Origin of the sequence: Pseudonocardia aurantiaca (genome assembly GCF_039526725.1) — a bacterium.
Lineage (GTDB): Bacteria > Actinomycetota > Actinomycetes > Mycobacteriales > Pseudonocardiaceae > Pseudonocardia > Pseudonocardia aurantiaca.
In genome coordinates, this window is record NZ_BAAAJG010000003.1 from 72,017 (window position 1) to 95,764 (window position 23,748).

The 23,748-nt window shown below is 71.2% G+C and carries 27 protein-coding genes and 2 tRNA genes; 15 read left to right on the forward strand and 14 right to left on the reverse strand.

Translation table 11 applies throughout. The annotated features are described in order from the left end of the window. Positions 1-19 precede the first annotated feature (19 nt). The 4 genes from ABD143_RS04795 to ABD143_RS04810 all read right to left on the reverse strand — a co-directional run bounded on the left by ABD143_RS04795 (position 20) and on the right by ABD143_RS04810 (position 3,791). On the reverse strand, positions 20-235 hold the full coding sequence (locus ABD143_RS04795; RefSeq protein WP_379659595.1) for a (4Fe-4S)-binding protein: 216 nt from the start codon (positions 233-235) through the stop codon (positions 20-22). Next, positions 232-1,431: a cytochrome P450 gene (locus ABD143_RS04800; RefSeq protein ID WP_343971813.1), complete on the reverse strand. Its 1,200-nt coding sequence runs from the start codon at positions 1,429-1,431 to the stop codon at positions 232-234. The genes ABD143_RS04795 and ABD143_RS04800 overlap by 4 nt, the downstream gene beginning before the upstream one ends. Before the next feature lie 132 nt (positions 1,432-1,563). After that, positions 1,564-2,448 (reverse strand): NAD-dependent epimerase/dehydratase family protein, encoded by an 885-nt coding sequence (locus ABD143_RS04805; protein WP_343971814.1) that lies wholly within the window; start codon positions 2,446-2,448, stop codon positions 1,564-1,566. A 50-nt stretch (positions 2,449-2,498) separates the two neighbouring features. Then, the gene (locus ABD143_RS04810) at positions 2,499-3,791 is read right to left on the reverse strand and encodes an adenosylmethionine--8-amino-7-oxononanoate transaminase (protein ID WP_379659596.1); all 1,293 of its coding nucleotides are present in this window, start codon (positions 3,789-3,791) and stop codon (positions 2,499-2,501) included. Between the two features lie 67 nt (positions 3,792-3,858). On the opposite strand from ABD143_RS04810, the gene ABD143_RS04815 reads away from it, so the two are divergent. The 9 genes from ABD143_RS04815 to ABD143_RS04855 all read left to right on the forward strand — a co-directional run bounded on the left by ABD143_RS04815 (position 3,859) and on the right by ABD143_RS04855 (position 11,566). Then, on the forward strand, positions 3,859-4,737 hold the full coding sequence (locus tag ABD143_RS04815; RefSeq protein ID WP_343971815.1) for an aminoglycoside phosphotransferase family protein: 879 nt from the start codon (positions 3,859-3,861) through the stop codon (positions 4,735-4,737). Between the two features lie 192 nt (positions 4,738-4,929). Continuing rightward, on the forward strand, positions 4,930-6,408 hold the full coding sequence (locus ABD143_RS04820; protein ID WP_343971816.1) for a carboxylesterase/lipase family protein: 1,479 nt from the start codon (positions 4,930-4,932) through the stop codon (positions 6,406-6,408). Positions 6,409-6,559: 151 nt separating this feature from the next. Further along, positions 6,560-6,940: a hypothetical protein gene (locus ABD143_RS04825; protein ID WP_343971817.1), complete on the forward strand. Its 381-nt coding sequence runs from the start codon at positions 6,560-6,562 to the stop codon at positions 6,938-6,940. A gap of 78 nt (positions 6,941-7,018) precedes the next feature. After that, positions 7,019-7,357 carry a DMT family transporter gene (locus ABD143_RS04830; protein ID WP_343971818.1) on the forward strand — a complete coding sequence of 113 codons (339 nt, stop codon included), beginning with the start codon at positions 7,019-7,021 and terminating at the stop codon, positions 7,355-7,357. A 4-nt stretch (positions 7,358-7,361) separates the two neighbouring features. Next, positions 7,362-7,928: a TetR/AcrR family transcriptional regulator gene (locus ABD143_RS04835; RefSeq protein ID WP_343971819.1), complete on the forward strand. Its 567-nt coding sequence runs from the start codon at positions 7,362-7,364 to the stop codon at positions 7,926-7,928. A gap of 123 nt (positions 7,929-8,051) precedes the next feature. Continuing rightward, on the forward strand, positions 8,052-8,417 hold the full coding sequence (locus tag ABD143_RS04840) for a YciI family protein (RefSeq protein ID WP_343971820.1): 366 nt from the start codon (positions 8,052-8,054) through the stop codon (positions 8,415-8,417). Continuing rightward, positions 8,417-9,658 (forward strand): RNA polymerase sigma factor, encoded by a 1,242-nt coding sequence (locus tag ABD143_RS04845; RefSeq protein ID WP_343971821.1) that lies wholly within the window; start codon positions 8,417-8,419, stop codon positions 9,656-9,658. The genes ABD143_RS04840 and ABD143_RS04845 overlap by 1 nt, the downstream gene beginning before the upstream one ends. 99 nt (positions 9,659-9,757) lie before the next feature. Beyond that, positions 9,758-10,162: a protein-tyrosine phosphatase family protein gene (locus ABD143_RS04850; protein ID WP_343971822.1), complete on the forward strand. Its 405-nt coding sequence runs from the start codon at positions 9,758-9,760 to the stop codon at positions 10,160-10,162. Positions 10,163-10,240: 78 nt separating this feature from the next. Further along, positions 10,241-11,566 carry an FAD-dependent oxidoreductase gene (locus ABD143_RS04855; protein WP_343971823.1) on the forward strand — a complete coding sequence of 442 codons (1,326 nt, stop codon included), beginning with the start codon at positions 10,241-10,243 and terminating at the stop codon, positions 11,564-11,566. Between the two features lie 21 nt (positions 11,567-11,587). On the opposite strand, the gene ABD143_RS04860 is transcribed toward ABD143_RS04855, so the two are convergent. After that, a complete protein-coding gene (locus ABD143_RS04860) occupies positions 11,588-12,118 on the reverse strand; it encodes a MarR family winged helix-turn-helix transcriptional regulator (RefSeq protein WP_343971824.1) in 531 nt (176 codons plus the stop codon). Between the two features lie 78 nt (positions 12,119-12,196). Here ABD143_RS04860 and ABD143_RS04865 point away from each other — a divergent pair, with 78 nt between their 5' ends. Then, on the forward strand, positions 12,197-13,624 hold the full coding sequence (locus ABD143_RS04865) for an MFS transporter (RefSeq protein ID WP_343971825.1): 1,428 nt from the start codon (positions 12,197-12,199) through the stop codon (positions 13,622-13,624). An 11-nt stretch (positions 13,625-13,635) separates the two neighbouring features. Here the strand turns inward: ABD143_RS04865 and ABD143_RS04870 are convergent, their stop codons facing one another. Then, positions 13,636-14,247 (reverse strand): class I SAM-dependent methyltransferase, encoded by a 612-nt coding sequence (locus ABD143_RS04870; protein ID WP_343971826.1) that lies wholly within the window; start codon positions 14,245-14,247, stop codon positions 13,636-13,638. A 172-nt stretch (positions 14,248-14,419) separates the two neighbouring features. Here ABD143_RS04870 and ABD143_RS04875 point away from each other — a divergent pair, with 172 nt between their 5' ends. Beyond that, positions 14,420-14,776 carry a hypothetical protein gene (locus ABD143_RS04875; protein WP_343971827.1) on the forward strand — a complete coding sequence of 119 codons (357 nt, stop codon included), beginning with the start codon at positions 14,420-14,422 and terminating at the stop codon, positions 14,774-14,776. A 345-nt stretch (positions 14,777-15,121) separates the two neighbouring features. Further along, positions 15,122-15,253 carry a hypothetical protein gene (locus ABD143_RS04880; protein WP_343971828.1) on the forward strand — a complete coding sequence of 44 codons (132 nt, stop codon included), beginning with the start codon at positions 15,122-15,124 and terminating at the stop codon, positions 15,251-15,253. A 246-nt stretch (positions 15,254-15,499) separates the two neighbouring features. Here ABD143_RS04880 and ABD143_RS04885 read toward each other — a convergent pair whose 3' ends face one another. Continuing rightward, positions 15,500-15,943, reverse strand: a complete 444-nt coding sequence (locus ABD143_RS04885) for a hypothetical protein (RefSeq protein ID WP_343971829.1) — start codon at positions 15,941-15,943, stop codon at positions 15,500-15,502. Beyond that, entirely contained in the window at positions 15,940-16,149 is a 210-nt protein-coding gene (locus tag ABD143_RS04890; RefSeq protein ID WP_343971831.1) for a type II toxin-antitoxin system HicA family toxin, read from the reverse strand. Before ABD143_RS04890 ends, ABD143_RS04885 begins: the two co-directional genes overlap by 4 nt. Positions 16,150-16,573: 424 nt before the next feature. Between ABD143_RS04890 and ABD143_RS04895 the strand changes: the two genes are divergently transcribed. Next, on the forward strand, positions 16,574-17,218 hold the full coding sequence (locus tag ABD143_RS04895) for a dihydrofolate reductase family protein (protein ID WP_343971833.1): 645 nt from the start codon (positions 16,574-16,576) through the stop codon (positions 17,216-17,218). A gap of 772 nt (positions 17,219-17,990) precedes the next feature. Beyond that, on the forward strand, positions 17,991-18,281 hold the full coding sequence (locus ABD143_RS04900; RefSeq protein ID WP_343971835.1) for a tyrosine-type recombinase/integrase: 291 nt from the start codon (positions 17,991-17,993) through the stop codon (positions 18,279-18,281). Between the two features lie 23 nt (positions 18,282-18,304). Here ABD143_RS04900 and ABD143_RS04905 read toward each other — a convergent pair. The 4 genes from ABD143_RS04905 to ABD143_RS04920 all read right to left on the reverse strand — a co-directional run bounded on the left by ABD143_RS04905 (position 18,305) and on the right by ABD143_RS04920 (position 21,360). Continuing rightward, positions 18,305-18,377, reverse strand: a tRNA-Arg gene (locus ABD143_RS04905). Positions 18,378-18,433: 56 nt separating this feature from the next. Next, positions 18,434-18,523: transfer RNA gene (locus ABD143_RS04910), tRNA-Ser, on the reverse strand. A 54-nt stretch (positions 18,524-18,577) separates the two neighbouring features. Further along, on the reverse strand, positions 18,578-20,542 hold the full coding sequence (locus tag ABD143_RS04915; protein WP_343971837.1) for an acetoacetate--CoA ligase: 1,965 nt from the start codon (positions 20,540-20,542) through the stop codon (positions 18,578-18,580). A gap of 119 nt (positions 20,543-20,661) precedes the next feature. Then, positions 20,662-21,360, reverse strand: coding sequence for a dienelactone hydrolase family protein (locus ABD143_RS04920; protein ID WP_343971839.1), 699 nt, complete (start codon positions 21,358-21,360; stop codon positions 20,662-20,664). A 61-nt stretch (positions 21,361-21,421) separates the two neighbouring features. On the opposite strand from ABD143_RS04920, the gene hisC reads away from it, so the two are divergent. Beyond that, positions 21,422-22,474 carry a histidinol-phosphate transaminase gene (gene hisC, locus ABD143_RS04925; protein ID WP_343971841.1) on the forward strand — a complete coding sequence of 351 codons (1,053 nt, stop codon included), beginning with the start codon at positions 21,422-21,424 and terminating at the stop codon, positions 22,472-22,474. 77 nt (positions 22,475-22,551) lie between these two features. Here hisC and ABD143_RS04930 read toward each other — a convergent pair whose 3' ends face one another. Both ABD143_RS04930 and ABD143_RS04935 read right to left on the reverse strand, forming a co-directional pair. Beyond that, a complete protein-coding gene (locus ABD143_RS04930) occupies positions 22,552-22,827 on the reverse strand; it encodes a GlsB/YeaQ/YmgE family stress response membrane protein (RefSeq protein ID WP_343971843.1) in 276 nt (91 codons plus the stop codon). 148 nt (positions 22,828-22,975) lie between these two features. Further along, positions 22,976-23,614 carry a response regulator transcription factor gene (locus tag ABD143_RS04935; protein WP_343971845.1) on the reverse strand — a complete coding sequence of 213 codons (639 nt, stop codon included), beginning with the start codon at positions 23,612-23,614 and terminating at the stop codon, positions 22,976-22,978. Positions 23,615-23,748: the final 134 nt, after the last annotated feature.

The following is a 23,748-nucleotide window of genomic DNA, read 5'->3' on the forward strand; positions in this document are numbered from 1 at the left end:
CCCGACAGCCCGGCCGTCGCTAGTTCTGCTTCACGCCGGTGGTGACCGACAGCGCGCCGGACGGGCAGTTCGCGACGGCCTGCCGTGCGGCGTCCTCGTCTGCAGGCGTCTCGTCGACGACCACCACGATGCCGTCGTCGTCCTGGTCGAACACCGCGCCTGCCGTCAGCACGCACATCCCGGCCCCGATGCAGACATCGCGGTCGGCCTGCACGTGAAGCTGCTCCGCACTCACCACTCCACCTCCAGTTTCGTCAGACCATAGATCACGTTGAACGAGCGGAAGTCCGGCTCCTCCGCCGTGACCCGCAGGTCCGGGAACCGCTGGAGCAGCGCCGGGAACGCGATGCGCATCTCCATCCGCGCGAGCGGCGCGCCGAGGCAGTGGTGGATGCCGTGCCCGAACGCGACGTGTCCCATCACACCGCGGGTGACGTCCAGCTTGTCCGGGTCGGGCAGCAGTGCGGGGTCGCGGTTCGCGGCGGGCAGCGCAAGCATCACGACCTCGCCCTTGCCGATGTGCTGCCCGGCGATCTCCACGTCGGTGGTGGTCATCTTCGCCGTGCCGGAGTGGACGATGCTCAGCCAGCGCAGCAGCTCCTCGACGGCGGGGTCCACGCGCTCCGGATCGTCACGGACGAGCGCGAGCTGGTCCGGGTGGCGCAGCAGGGCGAGCGTGCCGAGCCCGAGCATGTTGGCCGTGGTCTCGTGACCTGCGATGAGCAGCAGCGAGGCGATGCCGATGAGCTCGTCGGTGGTGACGTCGTTCCCGTGCTCGCGCACGAGCATCCCGAGCATGTCCTCACCCGACTCAGCCTGGGCCTTCGCGACGAGGTCAGCCATGTACGCGCGGGACTCCCGGCTCAGCCGCATCCGCTCCTTCATCGGCACCGACAGGTCCAGCAGGCGGGTGCTGCGCTCCTGGAACTCGGTGCGGTCGGCGTAGGGCACCCCGAGCAGCTCGCAGATCACCAGCGAGGGGACCGGCAGCGCGAAGTCGGCGACGAGGTCCGACGGCGGGCCCTTCCGCTCCATCGCGTCGAGGTGCTCCTGGACGATCTCGCGGATGCGGGGTTCCAGCCGGCGCATCCGGCGAACGGTGAACTCCGGCGTGAGCAGGCGCCGGAGCCGAGTGTGGTCGGGCGGGTCGTGCGCCAGCAGGTTGCCGGCACGCGCCTGGGCCAGCTCCTCGTCGGTCATGTCGGACATGCCCGGTGGCCTGCGCATCTCCATGACGCGGGAGTTGCTGAACCGCTCCGCGTCGCCCAGCACCTCGCGGACGTCCGCGAAGCGCGTCACGAGCCAGGCTTCGTGGCCGAACATCGTGGTGACGCGGGCGATCCCGGGCCCCTCGCGCATCTCGCCGAGCTCCGCCACAGGATCAAAGGTGGTCCGGCGCATGTGGACGGGCAGCTCTCGCTCCTCCGTCATGGCTGTCTCAGACAAGAGAAACCCTCCCCGACGACGCGTGCCCGGTCGGCACGCTCCCGTCAGCTAAACGATAGGTGCCTATCGGATTGTTCCGCGCCAGGTCCGCCACCCTCAGCAGTCCCTCAGCCATCCTCAACGCGGAACCGCACTCTCGGAACGCTCCCCGTCCGAGATCGCGGGGTGCTCGTCGCCTGCGTCCCAGCCGAGCTCGACGAGCGCCTTCTCGGTGGAGTAGAAGCCTGCTGTCCCCGCTAGGGACCCCTCGATCGGAACCTGCGGGTGCCAGTGCCGCGCCAGCTCGGCGGACAGGGTGCTGCTCCCGGTGCGCTTCGCGACGATGTTGTAGACCGAATGCCCCGGGTGGCCGCGGTGCAACGCGAGCAGGACGGCCGCCGCGGCGGAGTCGAACGACACCCAGCCCCACAGGTCACGCCAGCGGAACTCGTCTTCCGCGGCGGACCAGACGGCGGACTCGTAGTCGTCGCGAAGGGCGTGCAGCCGCAATGCGGAGAACGGCACGCCCGGCCGCCTCCTGGCGAAGGAGGCCGACTGCTGTTCGCCGATCCATTTCGAGAGGCCGTAGGGGTCCTCGCAGTAGGTCGGGTGCTCCTCGTCCACGGGGAACCGGTCGTAGCGGGGACGGGCGCTGAAGATCCCCCCGATCGCGTTGACGCTCGACGCGCTGCAGACGGCGTCGAGGCCGTGCTCCTCGGCAGCCAGCAGGACGTTGTACGTACTGCTGACGTTGACGGCGTGCACCTGCGGCTCCGGCAGCGCATGCGCGCTGGGAATCGCGGCGAGGTGCACCATTGCCTCCACCCCGGCGAGCGCCGGGCGTACCTCGTCGATCGCGACGAGGTCGGCCGCGCGCCACTCGACCGCGCCGGCCTCGTGGCCGTCGTCCTGCGGCACGGCCGCCGGGAGGTCGATGGCGACGACATCGTGTCCGGCGAGCAGGGCCCGTGCGACGACATGCCGCCCGAACCCTCCTGCCGCTCCCGTGACAGCGATCCGCACCCAGCCAACCTGACACGCGCGCGGCCGGTTCGTCCAGCGGACTTGTCGAGCTACCCCGCCTGCGCCGCGACCAGCGCCGCTGACGTGATCCTGGCAAGGTCCTCGTCGCCGGTGACATAGGGCGGCATCGTGTAGACGAGGTCGCGGAAGGGACGCAGCCACACGCCCTCCCGCACCGCGGCCGCGGTCGCCGCAGCGACATCGACCTCGTGGTCGAGCTGCACCACCCCGATCGCGCCGAGCGTGCGCACGTCCCGCACCCCGGGGAGGCTGCGCCCCGGTTCCAGGCCGTCCCGCAGACCCTTCTCGATCCGGGCGATCTCGCCCCGCCAGTCCTGCTCGAGCAGCAGGCCGATCGACGCGTTCGCCACGGCGGCGGCCAGCGGGTTCCCCATGAACGTCGGCCCGTGGGCGAGCACCGGCACCTCGCCGCGGGAGATCCCGGCCGCGACTTCGGGGGTGCACAGCGCGGCAGCCATGGTGAGGTAGCCGCCGGTCATCGCCTTGCCGACGCACATGACGTCCGGGCTGACCCCGGCGTGGTCGGCGCCGAAGAGCTCTCCGGTGCGCCCGAAGCCGGTGGCGATCTCGTCGAAGACCAGCAGCACGCCGTGTTGCGTCGCCAGCTCGCGCAATGCCTGCAGGTAGCGCGGCGAGTGGAACCGCATGCCCCCGGCGTTCTGCACGACGGGCTCGACGATCACGGCCGCCACCTCGTCCGCGTGCCGGCCGAGTAGCGCCGCGAGATGCTCGACGTACGCGGGTTCGAACTCGGTGGGCGGGGCGTCGGCGAACACCTGCTCGGGCAATGCGCCTGCCCAGAGCTGATGCATCCCGCCCTCCGGGTCGCAGACGGACATCGGCTGCCAGGTGTCGCCGTGGTAGCCGCCACGCCAGGTCAGCATCCGGTACTTCTCCGGCCGTCCCCGGGAGCGCCAGTACTGCAGGCACATCTTCATCGCGACCTCGACCGACACCGATCCGGAGTCGGCCAGGAAGACGTGCTGGAGCGGATCGGGCGTGATCTCGACCAGCGTCCGCGCCAGCCGGATGGCGGGCTCGTTGGTGAGCCCGCCGAACATGACGTGGCTCATCCGGCCGAGCTGGTCGCGGACGGCCTCGTCCAGCACGGGGTGGGCGTAACCGTGGATCGCCGACCACCACGACGCCATCCCGTCCACCAGCTCGCGCACCCCGTCGACGGGCTCGGCGAGCCGCAGCCGCACGCCCGCCGCCGACTCCACCAGGTACGGGGGCCGCACACCGGGCATCGGCGCGTAGGGGTGCCAGACGTGCTCGCGGTCGAGTGCGAGTAGCTCCGGCACACTCAGTTCGCTCGTCACCCCCCGATCCTCACCCGGGGAGCCGTCACGGTCGGCGGTGGGTGCTCGAGGGAAGGAGCTGCGTCCGGTGGAGGCCCTCGTGGCGTGGCTCGACGAGCGGCTCGCCGCCGCCGGGATCGCGCGTACCGGCGAGGTCACCCGCCCGCGCGAGCGCCCGTGGGGCACCGTGCTGACGGCGCCCACGACCGCGGGACCGGTCTGGCTCAAGATCCCCGGGCGCCAGACCCGCTACGAGGTCCCCCTCTACCGCGTGCTGGCCCGGGTCGTGCCCGACGACGTGCCGCGCGTGATCGCGGCGGACGTCGAGCACGGCAGGCTGCTGCTCGCCGACGGCGGGCGCCCCCTGGACGGGCCGGATGCGATGGCCGCCGCCCTCCCGACCTACGCGAGGCTGCAGCGGGCCCTCGCCCCACACGTAGACGCGCTGCTCGCCGCTGGGGTGCCGGACATGCGCCCCGCCCTGATGCCCCAGCGCTTCGACGAGGCCGTCGCCGCCCTCGGGCGGCGGGTGGAACACGACGACGACCGCGAGGTCCTGGGGCGCGTGGCGGCGATGGGCCCGGCCTTCGTCGGTTGGTGCGAGCTGCTGGCGGCATCAGCCGTGCCCGCGAGCCTCGACCACAACGACCTGCACGCCCGCAACGTCCTGACCCGCGGGGACGGCGCCCTGCTCTTCCACGACTGGGGCGACAGCGTGGTCGCACACCCGTTCACGAGCATGCTGGCCGGGCCGGCCGACCGCGCGGCCCGCGACGCCTACCTGCGCGTCTTCGCCGATCTCGCCCCCCATGCCGAGCTGGTGGCGGAGATGGCCATCGCGTGCCGGGTCGCGAGGGCCGCCCGCGCACTCACGTGGGACCGGGCGCTGGGCCCGCCGGACCAGGCCGTCGAGCCCCGGTTCGCGCGGGCACCGCTGGAGATCCTCGCCGGGCTGCTCGCCCGCTGACCCCTACCGCGCCAGTGGTAGACCCGGATACCGCGTCGAGCCGACGACGTGCCCAGACGCCCGCCGCGATCGTCAGCGGCATGAGATCACGCATCCGGACCCTCCTCAGCCGCCTGCGGTGTCGCGCTCGCGCTCACCGCGGCCTGCACCGCCACGGCCGCGGCGCCCACCGGCCCACCGCCGGACGACGGCGTGGTCGAGACCAGCGCCGGACTCGTCCAGGGCACCGTGACCGACGGGCACCACCGCTTCCAGGGCATCCCGTACGCAGCACCACCGGTCGGCGAGCTGCGCTTCCGGGCACCGCAACCGGCACCACCGTGGCACGGCGTACGCGACGCCACCCAGCCGGGCGCGTTCTGCCCCCAGACCTGGGAGACCGGGCCCGACGGGCGACCGGTCGTGCAGGGCAGCGAGGACTGCCTGTTCCTCAACGTCGACACCCCGGCCCCGTCCGGCCGCCCGCTGCCCGTGATGGTCTTCCTGCACGGCGGTGGCTTCACCGGAGGTCAGGGCGCCCCCTACGACCCTGCTCGGATCACCGACCAGGGGCAGGTCGTCGTGGTGACGGTGAACTACCGGCTCGGCGCACTCGGGTTCCTCGCCCACCCAGCGCTGGACGATCCGACCGTGGGCAACTTCGGCCTCGCCGACCAGCAGGCCGCGCTGCGGTGGGTGCAGCGCAACATCGGGGCGTTCGGCGGTGACCCGGGCAACGTGACGCTCTGGGGCGAGTCGGCGGGGGCGTTCAGCGTCTGCTCGCAGTTGGTCTCGCCCGGCGCGCAAGGGCTCTTCCACAAGGCAATCGTGCAGAGCGGGCCGTGCTCCAACGACGTGCTGACCAGGGAGACCGCCGAGCGGCGCGGGGTCGGGACCGCGGAGCAGCTGGGCTGCGCCGACGAGGGGCAGGCGTCGGCGTGTCTGCGCGCCCTGCCGTTCGCGGAGCTGGTCGGGCTGGGCGAGGCGGAACTCGAGCAGGCCCACCGGTACATCGCCTCGCTGCCGTGGTTCCCCGTCGCCGGAACCACGGTGCTGCCCCTGCAGCCGATCGAGGCGTTCCGCGCGGGCCGGGCCAACGACGTCCCGCTCATCCACGGTGTCACCCGCGACGAGATGCGCTTCTGGGTGGGGCTCGCCTACGACGCCGCGGGCCGCCCCGTCAGCGCCGAGCAGTACCCGCAGATCATCGAGGACCTCTACGGCACCGACGCGGCTGAGGTGCTGGCGCAGTACCCGGTGACCGGCTACCCGACTCCGAGCATTGCGCTCGCCACGGCGCTCACGGACGAGGGCCGCATGGTCGGGACGTGCTCCCAGGTCGACCTGTTCGACGCGGTCCGCTCGCCCGTGTACGGGTTCGAGTTCGAGTTCGCCGAACCTTTGCCTGGTTCGGACGGCACGATGCCGCTCGGGGCACAGCACGGCGCGGACGTGCCGTATTTCTTCGACAGTGCGTTCCCCGGGGCACCGCCGCCGTCGCGCACGCCGGAGCAGAACGCGCTGGCGGAGCAGCTGATCCGCTGGTGGTCGACGTTCGCCTCGACCGGCGTGCCCGGTCCCGACTGGCCCACGTTCCGCGAGGGGGGCGCGATCTCCATCTCGACGGCCGCCACGGGCCCGGTCGACATTGGGCGGGAGCACCGCTGCGACTTCTGGCGGGGCCTGCAGTAGGGCTGCACCCGCCGTACTCCGCCTGGGGTAGCGCAGCCCCTCCCGCCTACCTCACCGACGGCACACCAGCTGTCGCCGGAGGCGGGACGCGCACGCGACCCCGGTTCGCGATTCTCGTGGCACCGACGGAACACACAGGAGCGTGATCCACTTGTCTTCCACCAACCGCTGGTCAGGCGCCCGCGGCACCACCGTGATCGGGCTCGTCGCGGGCGCCGTCGGCATCCTCGTGCTGCGGTTCTCCGGCGCCGCCATGCCCTCCGTGCCGCCCGGGCTCGTGCTGCTCGTCGCGGCCGCCGCGCTGGTTGCCTTCAGCACCCGGCGATGGGCGCCGATCGTGGCCGTGCTGGTCGCGCTCTCGGAGATCCTCGGCTACGTCCTGAGCGGGTCGACCTACGGTCTGTTCGCCGTCGACTCGATCGGCATCCTCATCGGCACGTGGGTCCGCGGGATCGGGATCGTCCTGGCCTTCGCGGCCGGCATCGCGGCGACGGTGGTGGGCTACCGCCGCACACCGTCCGAGGCACACTGAGCCCGAAAGAACCTGAGCGACTGCTCCAGAAAATGCTAATCTGGAGCAGTCGCTCAGGTTTCGTGCACGGAGGTAGAGATGCCCTGGTTGTTCCTCGCCGGCGCGATCGTCACCGAGGTCACCGCCACCACGGCACTGAAGCTCTCAGAGGGGTTCACGCGCCTCGTCCCGTCGATCGTCGTGGTCGTCGGCTACATCGCGGCGTTCGCGATGCTGTCGCAGGCCCTCACCCGCGGCATGGGGATCGGCGTCGCCTACGGCGCCTGGTCAGCGGTCGGCGTCGCATTCGTGGCGATCATCGGGGCGGTGTTCCTCGGCGAGAACATGACGTGGGTGCAGGTCGGCGGCATCGCGCTCGTCATCGCCGGGGTGCTCGCGCTGGAACTCGGCGCCCACCACCCCGCCGGGCAGTCCTGACAGGGTGAACACCGCTAAGGCCCCCGTGCCCACCGACGGCCGTCGCCGCAAGGGCGAGCGCCGGCGGCGGCTGCTCATCGAGGCCACGATGCGGGTGATCGAGCGCGACGGGCTGGCCGCGGTGAGCCAGCGGGTGGTGGCGCATGAGGCGGACGTGCCGCCCAGCGCGGTCACCTATTACTTCCCGGCGGTCGACGACCTGCTCGTCGCGGCCCTCACCGCATGCAACGACGACTACCTGGAGCGGCTCGCCGAGTGCTCAGCCTCCCCGAACCCGGTACGGGCGCTCGCCCGGCTCGTCGTCGAGAGCACGGGGGCGCGGCGCGCTTACGCCGCTGCGGAGTACGAGCTGTTCCTCATGTCCGCCCGGCGCCCCGCCCTGCAGCCGGAGGCCCTCCGCTGGGCCGACGGCGTGGACGCGTTCCTGGCACCGCACATCGCCGACCCCGTGGAACGGGCCGGGGTGGCCGCAGCCGTCGACGGCCTGTTCCTGCGCTGCTTCTGCGCCCCCGAGCCGCCCGACGTCGAGCAGGTGCACGCGGTGCTCGCGCGGCTGGTCAGCGGACAGTAGGTTCCGCCCGCCGGGCTGTTGATTCCGGCTCGCCCCGCGTGTCGTTCAGATAGGGGCCGTAGGAGGCAGGATCGCCGGCGGCACCCGGAACATGTGAACGTTCACCAGGGAGGTGGCCGTCTGATGGCCGACAACACGATGACCCAGTACGCCGTGCTCATGTACGAGCGCGAGACCCCCGGCGGAGTGGCCGACATCCCGCCAGAGGTCATGGAGGCCCACGGGAACCTGCCGAAGCGGATCGTCGAGCACGGCGGGCGCGAGGTGGGCGGTCTCGCCTTCGAGCCCACCTCGACGGCGACGACGATCCGCAACGGCCTGGTGACCGACGGCCCGTTCATCGAGACGAAGGAGGCGCTGGCCGGCATCTTCGTCATCGAGGCACGGGACCTCGACCACGCGATCGAGCTCGCGAAGATGACGCCGATCATGGACGGCGGCGTGGAGATACGGCCGCTCCTCGGCCTGGAGTTCTCGGCAGGGAGCTGATGGCGGACGTCGAGCGCGCCGTTGCGGACGCGCACCGCCGCGAGTGGGCCTACGTGCTCGCCGCGACGGTGCGCGTCTCCCGCGACGTCGACGCCGCCGAGGAGGCGGTGCAGGACGCCTACGTGCAGGCGCTGCGCACCTGGGCGCGCGACGGCGTGCCGGACCGTCCCGGCGCGTGGCTCACCACTGTGGCCAGACGCAACGCGCTGAACTCGGCGCGCTCGCGGCGCACATTCGAGAGCAAGTTGCCGCTGCTGATGGAGGCGGAGGAGACGGAGATGCCGGAGCCCGCCGACCCCGACACGATCCCGGACGACCGCCTACGGTTGATCTTCACCTGCTGCCACCCCGCGCTCGCCCAGGAGGCGCAGATCGCGCTGACGCTGCGGCTCGTCTGCGGCGTGGCCACACCCGACATCGCCCAGGCGTTCCTCGTGGCCGAGGCGACGATGGCGGCCCGGCTCACGCGGGCAAAGAAGAAGATCACGGCCGCGCGCATCCGCTACGCCGTACCGTCGGCGGCGGAGCGCCCCGAACGGGTCGACGCCGTGCTCACCGTGATCCACCTGCTCTACTCCGCGGGCCACACCGCGCACTCCGGGGCCGACCTCGTGCGTGACGAACTCACCGCCCGCGCGCTCGACCTGGCCCGGATGCTGCGCAGGCTCCTTCCCGACGAGCGCGAGGCCGCCGGGTTACTCGCACTGCTGCTCGCGCACCACGCCCGCCGCGCCACCCGCACCGACCCGGACGGCCGGCTGCTGCGGCTCGAGGAACAGGACCGAACCGCCTGGGACCGCGAGCTGATAGCCGAAGCCGACCGGCTCGTGGTGGCGGCGCTCACCGCCGGCCCGCCGGGACGCTTCACGCTGCAGGCCGCGATCGCCGCGCTCCACGCGCAGGCTCCGAGCTACGCCGACACCGACTGGGCCCAGATCCGGGTGCTCTACGACGAGATGCTGCGGATCTGGCCGTCGCCGGTCGTGGCGCTCAACCGGGCCGTGGCGGTGTCGATGGCCGACGGCCCTGAACCGGCGCTCGCCGAGGTGGAGAGGCTCGAGCGCGACGGGCGACTGGCCGGCTACCGGTACCTGCCGGCCACGAAGGCGGACCTCCTGCACCGGCTCGGCCGCGACGCCGAGGCCGTCGTGGCCTACCGGGCAGCCCTGACGCTCACCGACAACTCCGCCGAGCAGAAGTTCCTCATCGGACGTGTGGAGTCGATGCAGCCCGGCTACTGATCCCGGTTCGGGCAGGATGCCCGGATGAACGAAGCGCTGCGAGGTGCGACGCCGCTTCCGGACGGCACGGTGGTCCGAGGCAGGGGCCGACATTCCGGGATGCCGGAAGGTCCCCGCCCGGACCACGGCCTCTACCTGGGGGGTCCGCCGGACGCTCCACGACGGTTCATGGTGCGCCGCAGGCCCGTATGGCGGCCCGACTGGCCGGCCGAGTGGATCGACTGGCCGGACTTCCGCACGCCGCGGGACGGTGACGCCGCGGCCGCCGCGATCCGGCGCGCCTACCTCCTCGCCCGTGCGGGGCAGCGCGTCGAGGTGGCGTGCGACGGCGGCGTCGGCCGCACCGGGACGGTGATCGCGTGCATGGCGGTGCTGGCCGGGCATCCCGCCGAGGACGCCGTGCGGTGGACGCGCGAGCACTATCGGCCGCGGGCCGTGGAGACCCGCGGCCAGCGGCGCTGGGTCGCATGGTTCGCCGCACACCACGCCGGCGCGAGCAGCTGACGGGTCCCCGCCTTGTGATGCCACGGAGCGCGCGCTAGCGTCAACCAAGTGGTTGGTGGAAACGCGAGGGGGGACGACGTGGGCGAGCCGCTCGAGGTCATTGTCATCGGGGGCGGGATCGGCGGGCTGTGCCTGGCCCAGGGCCTGCGCAAGGCGGGCGTCGCGGTCCGGGTGTTCGAGCGCGACGACCACCCCGCGAGCCGCTGGGAGGGCTACCGCATCCACGTCGACCCGGCGGGCGCCCGCTCGCTGCGCGCGTGCCTGCCCGCGCCGCTGTGGGAGGCGTTCCTCGCCACCGCTGGTCCCGGTGGCGACTTCGCGTTCCTCACCCCGCAACTCTCCGAGCTCGTCGTGGTGGAGGAGTCGATCAGCTATCCCCACCTCGCCGCCGACCCGGCGGAGAGCCACTACGCGGTGGACCGCCGCACTCTGCGCAGGCTGCTGCTCTCCGGGCTCGGGGACGTGGTGGCGTTCGGCGCGGAGTTCGTCGGCTACGAGCACACGGCCGACGACCGGGTCGCCGCACACTTTGCGGACGGGACCCGTGTCGTCGGGGACGTGCTGGTCGGCGCCGACGGCGTCGGCTCCCGGGTGCGCAGGCAGTACCTGCCCGCCGCCGAGCCCCAGCCGGTCGGCGTCGGCGGGGTGGGCCAGAAGACATGGCTCACCGAGGAGACCCGCGCGTGGGTGCCGCGGCGACTGCAGCACGGGATGAACCTCGTGATGGACCACGGCCCGCTCGCGCTGTTCACCGCCGCGTACGAACCGCCACACGACGCCCGTGCGGTACTGGAGCGGCTGGCCGGGGACGTGCCACCCGGCATCGAGACGCCCTACATCCTCTGCGCGCTGGTCACCGACCCCGCCCGGCTCCCGCCGGACCTGGCGACCCTCGACTCCGCCGCGCTCCGGGACCTCGCAGACGACCTGATCGCCCATTGGCATCCGGACCTGCGCCGAGTGCTGGCCGAGTCCGACCCCGAGAGCCGTGGATGCACCGTCTTCACCGCCTCACCCGAGATCCCCGCATGGCCGAGCACCCGCGTCACAGTGCTCGGCGACGCGATCCACACCATGCCGGCCACCGGCGGCCTGGGCGGGAACGCCGCGATGCGCGACGCCCGGCTGCTGGCCCGACGGCTGAGCGCGGCTGCCGGCGGGGAACAGGACCTGCTGGCCGCCATCGGCGACTACGAGGACGCCCTTCGCGACCACGGCTACGCCGCAGTACGCGCGGCGCTGAAGACCAGGGACCGGATGCTGGCGCACAACCCGCTCCGCACGATGGCCACCCGGGCCTGGTTCCGCCTCTGCCGGCTCTCCCCTGCCGTGCGCCGCCGCACGTTCCAGGACCGGCCGGACGCCCCGTCGGCGCCCCGGTCCTGGGAGCGGTCGGCCACTTGAGCAGCGGCGAGGCGGCCTGGCTCACGGCTGCGGTCGCCGGGCACCCACCACGCGGTAGAGGTTGTCGATCGCCGCGGCCGCGTCCGGCGTCTCCGGTGTGGCGCCGTGGGCCGTGACGACGCGGTTCATCACCGCCGCGACGGTGCGCCCCTCCTCCGGTGAGACGTGGCGGCCGAAGTGCTCGCGGATCGCGGCGAGGAAGGTCGTGGTGGAGGACGCGAGCACTTCGCGTCCGCGGTCGGTCAGCACCGCATAGGTGACCCGCAGGTTCTCAGGATCGCCCTGTCGCTCGACGAGACCCTGTTTGCCCATGGCCGTGACCAGCTGACTCACGCCACTCTTCGAGACGAACACCTGGCGCGCCAGCTCCGTCATGGGCAGCCGCCCACCCTCGGCCGCGCCGAGCCGGGACAGCACCTCACCCCACGTCAGCGTCAGGCCGGCGTGCTCGCGCATGGCCTTCTCGATCCCTCGCGCGGCGAGCGCCTGGGCCTTCCACACGGACATCCAGGCGAAGAAGCCCTCGTCGACGAAGTCCTCGATCTCGGCCACGGGATGAGCCTAGCCGAAACTGTTTCACCTTCGACGATGCAGCTCTGTACTGTTTGTTGCTGAACAGAGGAGGCCTCGATGAGTGACCGGATCCCGCGGAGGATGCGCTGGGCGCTCGCCGCGATGCTCGCCGCTGCGGCGATGGACCTGATCGACACGACGATCGTCAACGTCGCCGCGCCCGCCGTGCGCGCCGACCTCGCCGCCGGCGACGCGCAGATCGAATGGGCGGTCGCGGGCTACGCGCTGGCGTTCGGCGTCGGCCTGATCACCGGCGGCCGCCTGGGCGACCGCTTCGGCCGCCGCCCCGTGTTCCTCGCAGGTGTCGGCGGGTTCGTGCTGACCTCGCTGGTCTCAGGGCTGGCCCCGACGGCCGACGTCCTGGTGGGAGGCAGGGTCGCCCAGGGCGCCGCGGCGGCCGTGATGATCCCGCAGATCCTCACCGTCATCCAGGTCGCGGTGCCCGCCGAGCAGCGGTCGAAGGCGTATGCGGCGTACGGCGCCACCGCCGCGATCGGAACGGTGAGTGGCCCGCTCCTCGGCGGCGCGCTCGTCGCGGCGGACCTGTTCGGTCTCGGATGGCGCGCGATCTTCCTCATCAACGTCCCGATCGGTCTCGCTGCGCTCGCCGTGACCGCTGCGACACTTCCCGACTCTCGCGCGGCACGGGCCGACCGGCTCGACCTCCCTGGCGTCACGCTCCTGGCCGCCGCCCTCGTGATGATGTTGCTTCCGTTGGTCGAAGGTCCACAGCTGGGCTGGCCTGCTTGGACCATCTGGCTGCTCGTGGCCGCGTTGCCAGTGTTCGCGGCGTTCGTCGCCCACCAGCGCAGGCAGCAGGCCCGCGGCCAGAACCCGCTTGTCGCCCTGGAGCTGCTCCGCGCGCGGAGCATCGCCGGCGGCCTCGTCACGCAACTCGGCCTGTACGCGGGCGTGACCGGGTTCTTCCTCGTCTTCGCGCTGACGCTGCAGAACGGGCACGGCTTCAGCGCCCTCGGCACGGGGGTGACGCTGGTGGCGTGGTCGGTGGGCATCGCCGTCGCGTCCGGTGTCGCAGGTCAGCTCGCCCCGCGCCTCGGCAGACGGCTGACCACGGCCGGGGCGCTGCTCATGGCCGCAGGGATGGGCGGGCTCCTCGTCGCCGCCGCCTCGTCGGGCCCGCAGATCAGCGGACCCGCGCTCGTCCCGGGCCTGCTCGTCGCCGGGCTCGGGATGGGCGCGGTCGCACCCACGCTCATCGAGGTGGCACTCCGCGACGTCGACCCGGCTCACGCCGGGGCGGCCTCGGGGATCGTGACGACCTCCGGTCAACTCGGTGGCGCCATCGGCGTCGCCGCCACCGGCGCCGTCTACTTCGCCACGCTCGGTCCGACGCCGGGGCCAGCGGACCACACCGCAGCCCTCACCGCCGTGCTCTGGTCCCAGATCGGGCTCTTCGTGCTCGTGGCGCTTCTGATGCGGCTGCTCCCCGCAAGCCGAACGGCTCGGTCCCACCGCGGCACGTAATGGGAGCGGTCTCAGCGATTGAAGGCGAACAGGCGCGCGTGCGCCTCCAGAGGCATGGACGCGGTTCGGAGCACTCCGGCCCCGACGGCCCACCGGCCCGCCGTGACAAACGAAATCGCCTCCACACCCGCTTCGAAGAACCACGCCCGCACGAGTGGAGTGAGGTCCGGGGCCCAGGTGTGGCGTGTCCAGATGACTGTGCCGCCGGTCGCGAGCAGGGACGGCGTGGCCGCGACCGTGCGTGCCACATCGGCGTCGGGGATGTTGCCGAAGATCCCGCACAGCAGCAGGACGTCCGCCGGGGCAGCGCCAGCACACAGCGCCGTGGTGCCTGCGTCGCCCTGCACCGCCTCGATCGCGGGGGGCGCCGCCGACCGTGCCGCGGCGCAGAGGCCCGGGTCGAGCTCGACGAGGCGGCCGGTGACGTCGGCACCGCGAGGGTGCTCCGCGAGGACCGGCAGGACGTCGCGACCCTCACCAGCACAGAGCGACAGCAGCCGGACCGGCCCCGGAGCGGCGCGATCGAGAGCGAAGCCGATCTGGTGCTGCACCGCGCGGAGTCGCCCCGATAGCGGGCTCTGCGGATCGTCGTACGGGTCGTGCCAGCGCTTCCAGTCCGTCATCCATACAGCTTGGAACAGGTTGCTGTACCCGCACGCACGTGTCGATCATCACCGACCTGACCTGGCTTGAGCACGCCTGCAGACTGCGCATTCCGTGCCTCCACGTATCTGAGCGCAGGACCGCGTGCTCATGCCAGTGATCACGCATCCGGTTCTCCAGCAGGAGGTAGCGATGGCGTCCCCAGACGCGCAGGAGCTCAACACATACGTCCCGCTGAGCATGAGCTACGCCGAGCCCGGGTGGCGCGCGATGATCAGTACCGACACGGATCCAACCGGTCTCATCATCCGCCCGGTCGTCGGCTGGGCCGTCTTCCACTTCACGACCGTGTCCGCCGAAACCGGTGCACTCGTGAACGACTTCGGCAACGTCATCGAGGGTGTGGTCACGTGGCGGGACGGGCTGGGCGTCTCCCTGGTCTGCGCCCAGAGCCTCGGCCGAGCCGTCTACCTGGGCCCGGAGATGGGCGAACCCCCCGACGCCGAGGCGGTGCTCGGTGAGCCGCCCCAGCAGTCGGGCCGACGGTAGCTCGGACGCGCCGTGCGCCTCCCCGCAGTGGGGGTCGGCCAACAGCACAAGCAATCGCGAAACGATCTAGCCCCTGACCGTTCGTGCTGGTCAGGGCTAGATCGCAGTTTGTGCGCCCGAAGGGACTCGAACCCCTAACCTTCTGATCCGTAGCTGGGTGGATCGGATCCAGGGTGGTTTAACTGGTCCGCCAGCACAGAGAACCTCCAGGTCAGGCCTTCCAAATCCCGCCCCGTGTGAACAGTCCGTGAGACGGCTGTGAGACGGGGGCGGGCCCGGACCCGGTGATCGAAGCACCGGCCGGGGCCTTGATCGGATAGACGTCCGACCCGTGCATGTGGACCGATGCCGGCTCAACCCCACACCAAGGAGTACCTCGATCAGCTCGTGCTCGTCGACCTCGACATCCTGTTCGGTCCGCCACCTGTTGACGTCGTCCCGCAGCCCGGCGGGTGGCTCGTCAAGGCCTCGTTCTGACAAGCCAAGTTCCCGGCCGGCTGCGGCAGCGGAGTTGCGGGAGGCGTACCTGCGGAAGGCCGGCTACACCCGCTGGGCGGATCTGGTCACCTGTGCGTGGTTCTGCTCGCTCTGGGTCGCGCTCGCTCTGGTGCTCGCCCGGCACCGGTGGCCGAGGGCGTGGCCGATCCTGTCCCGGATGCTCGCGTCGTCGGCCGTGGCCGGGGCATCTCGCGGAGCTGAGCGGATGAGCAGGCCTGGGCCTGGCTACTGCTTAGCGGTTGCACGCCCCACGGTTCGACGGCGCAGGCTCGGCACTGGGTCCTGCCCAGAGTTGAGGAGCTGCGACACGCGCTGCGCTGACACTTTGAGCACGGCGGCAATGTCCGCGCCCGAGAGCCCTGCAGCCTTGAGCTGGCGGGCGATCAGGCGGGACTTCATCGCAGCCTCCAACTGCGCCCTCTCGGCGTCGCGCACCGCTTTGCGCGCGGCGACGGCTTCCTTTGCGAGCTGACCGCCGAGGTCGGGTGTGATGGCAATGGTGGCGTCTTGGGCGTCGGGGCGGTCGTCGAGTTCGAGGTAGTCACGGACCATGCGCTCGGCCGAGGAGAGTGTGCGGGACTGTGTGACGCCGACTTCCTCGCCGACGTGGCTGATGTGAAGTTCCCAGCCGCGCGCCCAGCGGCGCGCGGTGACGTCGTACGTGGTCACTGCAGCCACCCTTCTGGCAGGCACGCGAGGCGCTTGCCGATGCTTCGAACGACTCCGGGCGAGACGATGGTGTGCCGTGGGACGGGCACGGTATGTGCGCCGCACGGACAGCCCCGTTTGGTGTGAGAGCCGCGCTCGGACAGGACCGTGCAGTCCTGCGCGAGCAGCGCCTCCTCGACCTCGCGGAGCTTCATCGCCTTGACCATGACCATAGCTCTAGCCCCCCTAGATCGTCAGAGTTAAGGGGGGCTAGATAGTCGGCGAGACGTGTAGGTGACACGCGACTGATCGCACTACGCCCGTCTGCTCGACACCACGATCCGTTGCGAGCTCGCCACCGAGCTCCGCCAGCTTCGCGGGCAACTCGCCCGCACCCACCGTCAGCTCCGGGCAACCCGGCTGAACTCGCCCGCGGCCTCGACCAGCAAGGTCAGCAACTAGGGCCCGTTTCGTAAGAGCTTGGCCGGCCTGCGGTGGTCCAGACCACGAACGCCCCTTATTCAGGAGGTGCTCCGTGGTGATGTCGAGATGGCCGGGCCGGCTCCGACCATCTCTTGACGGCGCCGGGCGACGGCGGCGCGGAGGGTGCCGAGGCAGTCTCACCATCATCAAGAGTGCAGGAGGAACCGCGTGAATCAGCTGCTGAGAGTCCAGAACTTCAACGTCTCGCGTGACGGATTCGGCGCCGGCGAACACCAGAGCATCGAGAAGCCGTTCGGGCACGCCGACCCTGGCGACATGTTCGCCTGGGCCGGGGCCACGGCGAGCTGGCCTATGCGCACAGACCCCGGCGGAAGCCGCGGCCTCGACGACTACTTCACGCGAGACTTCGCCCGCAACATCGGCGCCGAGATCATGGGCCGCAACAAGTTCGGCCCGCAGCGGGGCCCCTGGCACGACCACGACTGGCGCGGCTGGTGGGGCGACGAGCCCCCGTTCCACACCCCGGTGTTCGTGCTGACCCACCACAAGCGTCCTTCGTTCACCCTCTCCGACACCACGTTCCACTTCGTCGACACCGACCCTGCGTCGGTCCTCGAGCGGGCGCGGGACGCTGCGCAGGGCAAGGACGTCCGGCTCGGCGGCGGGGCCACCAGCATCCGGCAGTTTCTCGACGCCGGCCTCGTCGACACCATGCACGTGGCAGTCTCGCCGGTGGAGCTCGGATCCGGGGCGCGACTCTGGGAGTCACCCGATGAGCTGCGTGACCAGTTCCACCTCGAGATCGTGCCCAGTCCGAGCGGCGTGACTCACCACCTGTTCTGGCGAAGGTGACACGAGGGCCCCGCTCTGGAGTACAGAGCGGGGCTCGATGCGGGCATTTCAGTAGACGATCGCCTAACGGACACACCGCTGCCGAGAGGCAAGTGAACGCGCGTCCCGTCCTGGACATGTCGCTGACGCGAATACCCAGCTCAACGCGACCCGAAGCTGAGGAACCAAGATGAACGGCGAGCTCGTCGTGTGCCGAGACGGCAAGGTTGACGTCGCGGCGATTGTCTGCACCAAGCCAGCCGACAAATCAGACGAGCTTCGCCGACCACAAGTCCGACAACATGCCTGCAAACGCCCGAGGCCGGCCTCCGCGCGGACCGCAACAGGTGTCGTGACGTTAGGGCGCGGGCGGAGACACTCATACCCTGCGTCCGCTGCACGCCCGGTCCCGGTGACGGGTGCGGGCGGGTGCTACGGGAACGGCGCTGGCCATGCACTGGCAGCGATGTCGCGCCGACCGGCGGCCGCAGCGGATCGCCGCAGGTGCTTCGTCAGTGGGGAACAGCAGGTGCAGATACACATGCCGCACGCTGTCGGTGCGCTCCCGGGTGCTGGTCGAGTATCGGGTCATCGAGCAGGGCCCGAAGACGAAGAACGGGGTGCGCAGTCTGCCGGTGGACCCGAGCTGCTCGCCGCGCTGAGCGCCCTCAAGGCCCGGCAGACACGGGAGCGACTCGCAGCCGGCGAGGCATACGAGCAGAGCGGCCTGGTGGTCGTCGACGAGCTGGGCCAGCCGGCGCACCCGGAGTCGTAGTCCGATGAGTTCGAGCGTGTGTTCACGCGGGCAGGGCTTCCCCGCATCGTGCTGCGCGGCGCCCGGCACACGGCCTGCTCGCTCATGGAGAAGGCCGGAGTGCCGATCTCGGTGGTCTCACGGTGCGCCGGGCACTACGACTCGTCGTTCACGCTCCGGCAGTACGTGCACGCCGACCACACCGAGGACATGCGCCAGGGCACCGCGGCCCTGGGGCAGATCTACACGCTCGATCAGGCAAGTGTGAGAAACGGTGAGACGACCGGCCCCGGATACGACTCAGGGCCCCGGCTCACCGAAGTGAACTAGGGCCCTGACCTGGTCTTTCTCTGTGCGCCCGAAGGGACTCGAACCCCTAACCTTCTGATCCGTAGTCAGATGCTCTATCCATTGAGCTACGGGCGCGTGCTGTTCAGTTGTACATCATGCCGCGACCGGCCCGAGAGCCGGCCACACCAGCGCGGAGGCTCCGGGATTTGAACCCGGGATGGGGGGTGACCCCAAACCGCATTAGCAGTGCGGCGCCATAGACCAGACTAGGCGAAGCCTCCCGGGGCCTCACGGCCTCCAGCGATGACCAGGGTACACAGGCCCATCCAGCCGGTTCACCACCCCCCGGCGGCGAGGGTCAGGAAGGGATCAAGGGCGTCGGGATTCTGCAGCGCCCCACGGCTCACGGCCTTGTCGGGGGCCACCCCTGCCAGGATCTTCTTGACCGGCACCTCGCATTTCTTGCCGTTGAGCGTGCGCGGCACGGCGTCGACCACGACGAACCGGTCGGGGACGTGGCGAGGAGACAGCTCCGTGCGCAGGGCCCTGCGCAACCCGGGCTCGACGTCTTCCAGCGCCACTCCGTCGGCGAGCACCAGGAAGCACAGCAGGGCGCCCTCGTCGCCGGCACCCAGCTCCGTGGTGTCGATCACGAGCGAGTCGAGCACCTCGTCGAAGCCCTCCACGACGGCGTAGAAGTCGGCGGTGCCCATCCGTACGCCGCCGCGGTTGAGGGTGGAGTCGCTGCGGCCGTAGATCACGTACGAACCGCGGGGCGTGAGCCGGACCCAGTCGCCGTGCCGCCAGACGCCTGGGAACTCGTCGAAGTAGGCCTCACGCAGGCGGGTACCGTCCGGGTCGCTCCAGAACGCCACCGGCATCGACGGCATCGGGCTGGTGATCACCAACTCGCCCACCTCGTCGACGAGTTCCTCCCCCTTCTCGTCGTACGCCACGACGGCGGCGCCGAGCGAGGCACAGGAGATCTCGCCGAGCCAGACGGGCACGTTCGGGGCGGAGCCGACGAACGCGGCACAGACGTCGGTGCCGCCGGACACCGAGCAGATCTGGACGTGGTCACCGATGGCATTTCCGACCCAGCGGAAACCCTCAACCGAGAGCGGCGCGCCCGTGGAACCGATCGCACGCAGCGCCGCGAGGTCGTTCTGCTCGCGCGGGCGCAGGCCGGACTTGAGGCTCGCCTGGATGAACGGCGCCGACGTCCCGAAGTAGGTGACGCGGTGCCGGTCGGCGAGCCGCCACAGCGCGCCGAGGTCAGGGTGGCCGGGGTTGCCGTCGAACAGGACGACCGTGGCGCCGACGAGCAGGCCGCCGATGAGGAAGTTCCACATCATCCAGCCGGTGGTGGTGAACCAGAAGAACCGCTCGCCGGGCCCCAGCTCCATCTGCAGGCGCAGGGCCTTGAGATGCTCGCAGACGATGCCGCCGTGGCCGTGGACGATTCCCTTGGGCAGGCCGGTGGTGCCCGAGGAGTAGAGCACCCACAGCGGGTGGTCGAACCGCACCGACTCGAACGCGAGCGGAGCCGGCTCGGCGGTGAGGTCGGCCCAGGCAACAACGCCGTCCAGCGTCGCGTCCGCGTCGAGGTACGGGACCAACACGGTCGCCTTCAGCGACGGGAGCTGGGCGCGCAGCGCGTCGACGTTCGCGCGGATGTCGAACCGCTTGCCGCCGTAGACGTAGCCGTCCACGGCGAACAGGACGACCGGCTCGATCTGGGCGAAGCGGTCGTGCACGGCGCGGGCGCCGAAGTCCGGGGAGCAGGACGACCAGGTAGCGCCCAGACTCGCCGCGGCGAGGAAGGTCACTAGGGTCTCGACGGAGTTCGGCGCCAGCGCGACAACCCGGTCGCCCCGCCCCACCCCGATCCGGACGAGTCCGGCGCGCGTCCGGCCCACGAGATCGCGCAGCTCGCCGTAGGTGACCTCGCGCTCCAGCCCGTCCTCCCGCGCGAAGACGACCGCGAGGTCGCCGTCGGCGCGACCGGGTCCGTCAGCGAGCGCGTGCTCCGCGTAGTTGAGCGTGGCGCCGGGGAACCACTCCGTTCCCGGCATCTCCCGCCTGCCCAGCACCGCACGCGGCCGGTCGTGGAACCGGACGCCGAGGAACTCGGCGACGGCGGACCAGAAGCCCTCGATGTCGGTGACCGACCAGGTGTGCAGAGCGGCGTAGTCCGGGGCGTCCACCCCGCGGTGCTCACGCACCCACGACGTGAACTCCGCGAGCGGGCCGGAGCGCTGGGAGTCGGGAGTCCACAGGACGTCGGGGATCTCGGCCATGCCGCTCAGGATGCAAGCCGCGCCACCGCGGCGCCAGGGGCCTGCCACCCAGGTCACGCCGGCGGCAGATGTGGTGGGCCCACACGAGGGCTCCCGCAATCGTGTGGGCGGCGGCGGCGTCAGCGCAGGTGCGAGTCGAACCAGTTGAGCGTGCGGTGCCAGGCGTCCGCGGCGATCTCGGGATCGTCGTCGAAGCGGTGCCCGCGCCGCGGATAGACCACGACGTCGGTCGCGATCTCGGACGACGCCGCCGCCTCGCGCAGCTCGCCGATCTCTGGATCCGGCACACCGTCGGCCGTCTCGCCGTAGATCCCGAGCCACGGGCACGTGATACCGGGAGCGGCTTCGATCAGCGTCTGCAGCCCACGGGACGGGGCCTTGGCGACACTCTCGCCTGCGACCGTGACGGCGGCACCGAGCGTGCGTTTGGCCGCCACCAGGAGCGCGACCGATCCGCCGAGGTCGAAGCCGATGACGCCCATTCGGTCGGCGCTGATGTCTCGCTCGGCGAGCCAGCCGAACGCCGTGTCCGTGTCAGCCATCACCTGCTCGAACTCGAGCCGGTCGACCTGCTGCTGGACCTCCTCTTCGGCGCCGTCGAGCTCGTCAGCGCCGTCACGGTGGTACAGGTGCGGGGCGACAGCGAGCCAGCCGTCCCCCGCCAGGCCGTGCACCAGGCCGCGCACCGCGTCGGTGACGCCGCGGGCCTCATGCAGCACCACGATCCCCCCGCGGACCGCGCTGACCGGCTCGGAGACGGTGAGCCGGAGCGCGCTGCCGTCGACCAGGGGCACGGTTTCCGTCCGGATCTCGGTCATGGTCACAGCGTGACACGGCTGGGTGGCGGCCACCGGTCCGGGCGGCGCTACCGTGGCGGGCATGGCACTGATCCGCCCTGACCTCGAAACCCTCCCCGCGTACGTCCCGGGGAAGACGATCCCGGGGGCGATCAAGCTGGCCAGCAACGAGGTGCCGCTGCCGCCCACGCCGCCCGTGCTGGCCGCGATCGCCGAGGCGGCGACGGCGGGCAACCGCTACCCCGACCTCGCCGTGACGAGCCTCACCAGCCGCCTCGCCGACGCGCTGAAGGTGGCTCCGGAGCGCATCGCCGTCGGCTGCGGGTCGGTCAGCCTCTGCCAGCAGCTCGTGCAGGCCACCTGCCACGATCCTTCCGACGAGGTGGTGTTCGCCTGGCGGTCGTTCGAGGCCTACCCGATCGTCACGCAGATCGGCGGAGCAACGATCCGGACCGTCCCCCTGGACGCGGGCTTCCGGCACGACATCGACGCGATGGCCGCCGCGGTCGGGCCGAAGACGCGGCTGGTGTTCGTCTGCAGCCCGAACAACCCGACGGGCACCGCGGTGACCCGGGCCGAGATGGAGCGCCTGCTCGCTACGGTGGGGCCGGATGTGCTGGTGGCGCTGGACGAGGCCTACCACGAGTACGTCACCGACCCGGACGTCGTCGACGGGATGGACCTGATCGACGCGCACCCGAACCTGGTTGTGCTGCGCACGTTCTCCAAGGCCTACCGGCTCGCCGGGCTGCGGGTCGGCTACGCGATCGGCTCGGAGGAGACAGCGACGGCGCTGCGCAAGGTCTGCTCGCCGTTCAGCGTGAACAGCGTGGCCCAGGCTGCGGCGATCGCGGCACTCGACGACGCCGACGCGCTCCTCGCGAGCTGCGCCGTGGCGATCGAGGAGCGGGTGCGGGTGCGGGATGCGCTCCTGGACGCCGGCTACACCGTGCCGCCCACGCAGTCGAACTTCGTGTGGCTTGCACTCGGCGAGCGCACCGCCCCGTTCGCGGCGCACTGCATGGACCACAAGGTCATCGTCCGCCCGTTCCACCCTGACGGCGTGCGCGTCACGATCTCGACGCCCGAGGAGAACGACGCTTTCCTGGCAGCCGCGCAGTCGTTCGCGGGCTAACGAGCTCTAGGCCGTTCAGGAACGACTGCGGCCCGGCCCCTGGTCGGGACCGGGCCGCTGCCCGACGTGCGGCCGGGTCAGTGCCTGACGCCGCGCCGTCCGTAGATCCCGGCGACGACGGTGACACCGATCGCGGCGACGACGACCTGCAGGATCAGCTCGATCCAGTCGATTCCGCGGGTGTCGGCAACACCGAAGAAGCCGGCGATCCATGTACCGATGAACGCGGCCACGATGCCGACCAGGACCGTCAGCCAGATCGGGATGTTCTGCTTGCCGGGAGCGACGAGCCGCCCGAGCAAACCGATGATCGCGCCGATGACGATGGCCGTGATGATGCCGGTGATGGTCATGTCCTGCTCCCGACTGTCCTCAGGGCCGCCGCCCCAGCGACCCGTATGGGCACTGGGTAGCACGGTGTGACGCAGGACGCACCCTGAGCGGACCATGACCACCCGGCCGGGCGCCGTCCAGCACTGATCGGACGCTTCCGGGTGTTTCTCAGGCCTCCAGCACGTATCCCTCGCCACGCACCGTGCGGATGCGCTCCGCCCCGATCTTGCGCCGGAGATAGGAGATGTAGACCTGTATGAGGTTCGCCGACGCGGGCTCCGACCAGACCTCACGCGCGAGCCGGTCGGGCGGGACGATCTCGCCGGGCGCCGTTAGGAGCGCCATCAGCAAGGCGTACTCGGTGGGCGACAGCGACACCCCCTGCCCGTCCACCGTGACGTCACCGAACTCCGTGTCGACGGTGAGCACTCCGTGGCGCAGCACGCCGTTCTCGGCCGGCGGCCCGAGCCGCAGCCGCAGCCGGATCCGGGCGGCGAGCTCGTCGACGGCGAAGGGGCGCACCACATAGTCGTCGCGGTCGGCGCGCAGCTGGCCGATCAGGCCGGCCCGCCGTTCCCGCGACGTGACCGCGATGACCGGCACGTTCGGCACCTCGGTCTGGAGCGCGGCGAGCACGGCGCCCTGTTCCGGGCCCGGCAGCTCGACGTCCAGCACGATCAAAGCGGGGTCGCGGGCCCGCACGGCGTCGAGCACGCCGATGCCGTCGCTGACCGGGCTGACGGACACACCTTCTGACCGCAGGCTGCGCAGCACGGAAGCGGACGCGGCTGTGGGAGGCAGCGCCAACAGGACATGATCGTTTGGGGGCACGGACACACGCGCCGACGGCGGTGCCGACACGTACGAGGACGCACCCCCCGGGGGAGCAGCGGGGAGCATCGCGTCTCAGCTTCCCCGAAGGAGCCACCGATAACAATCGG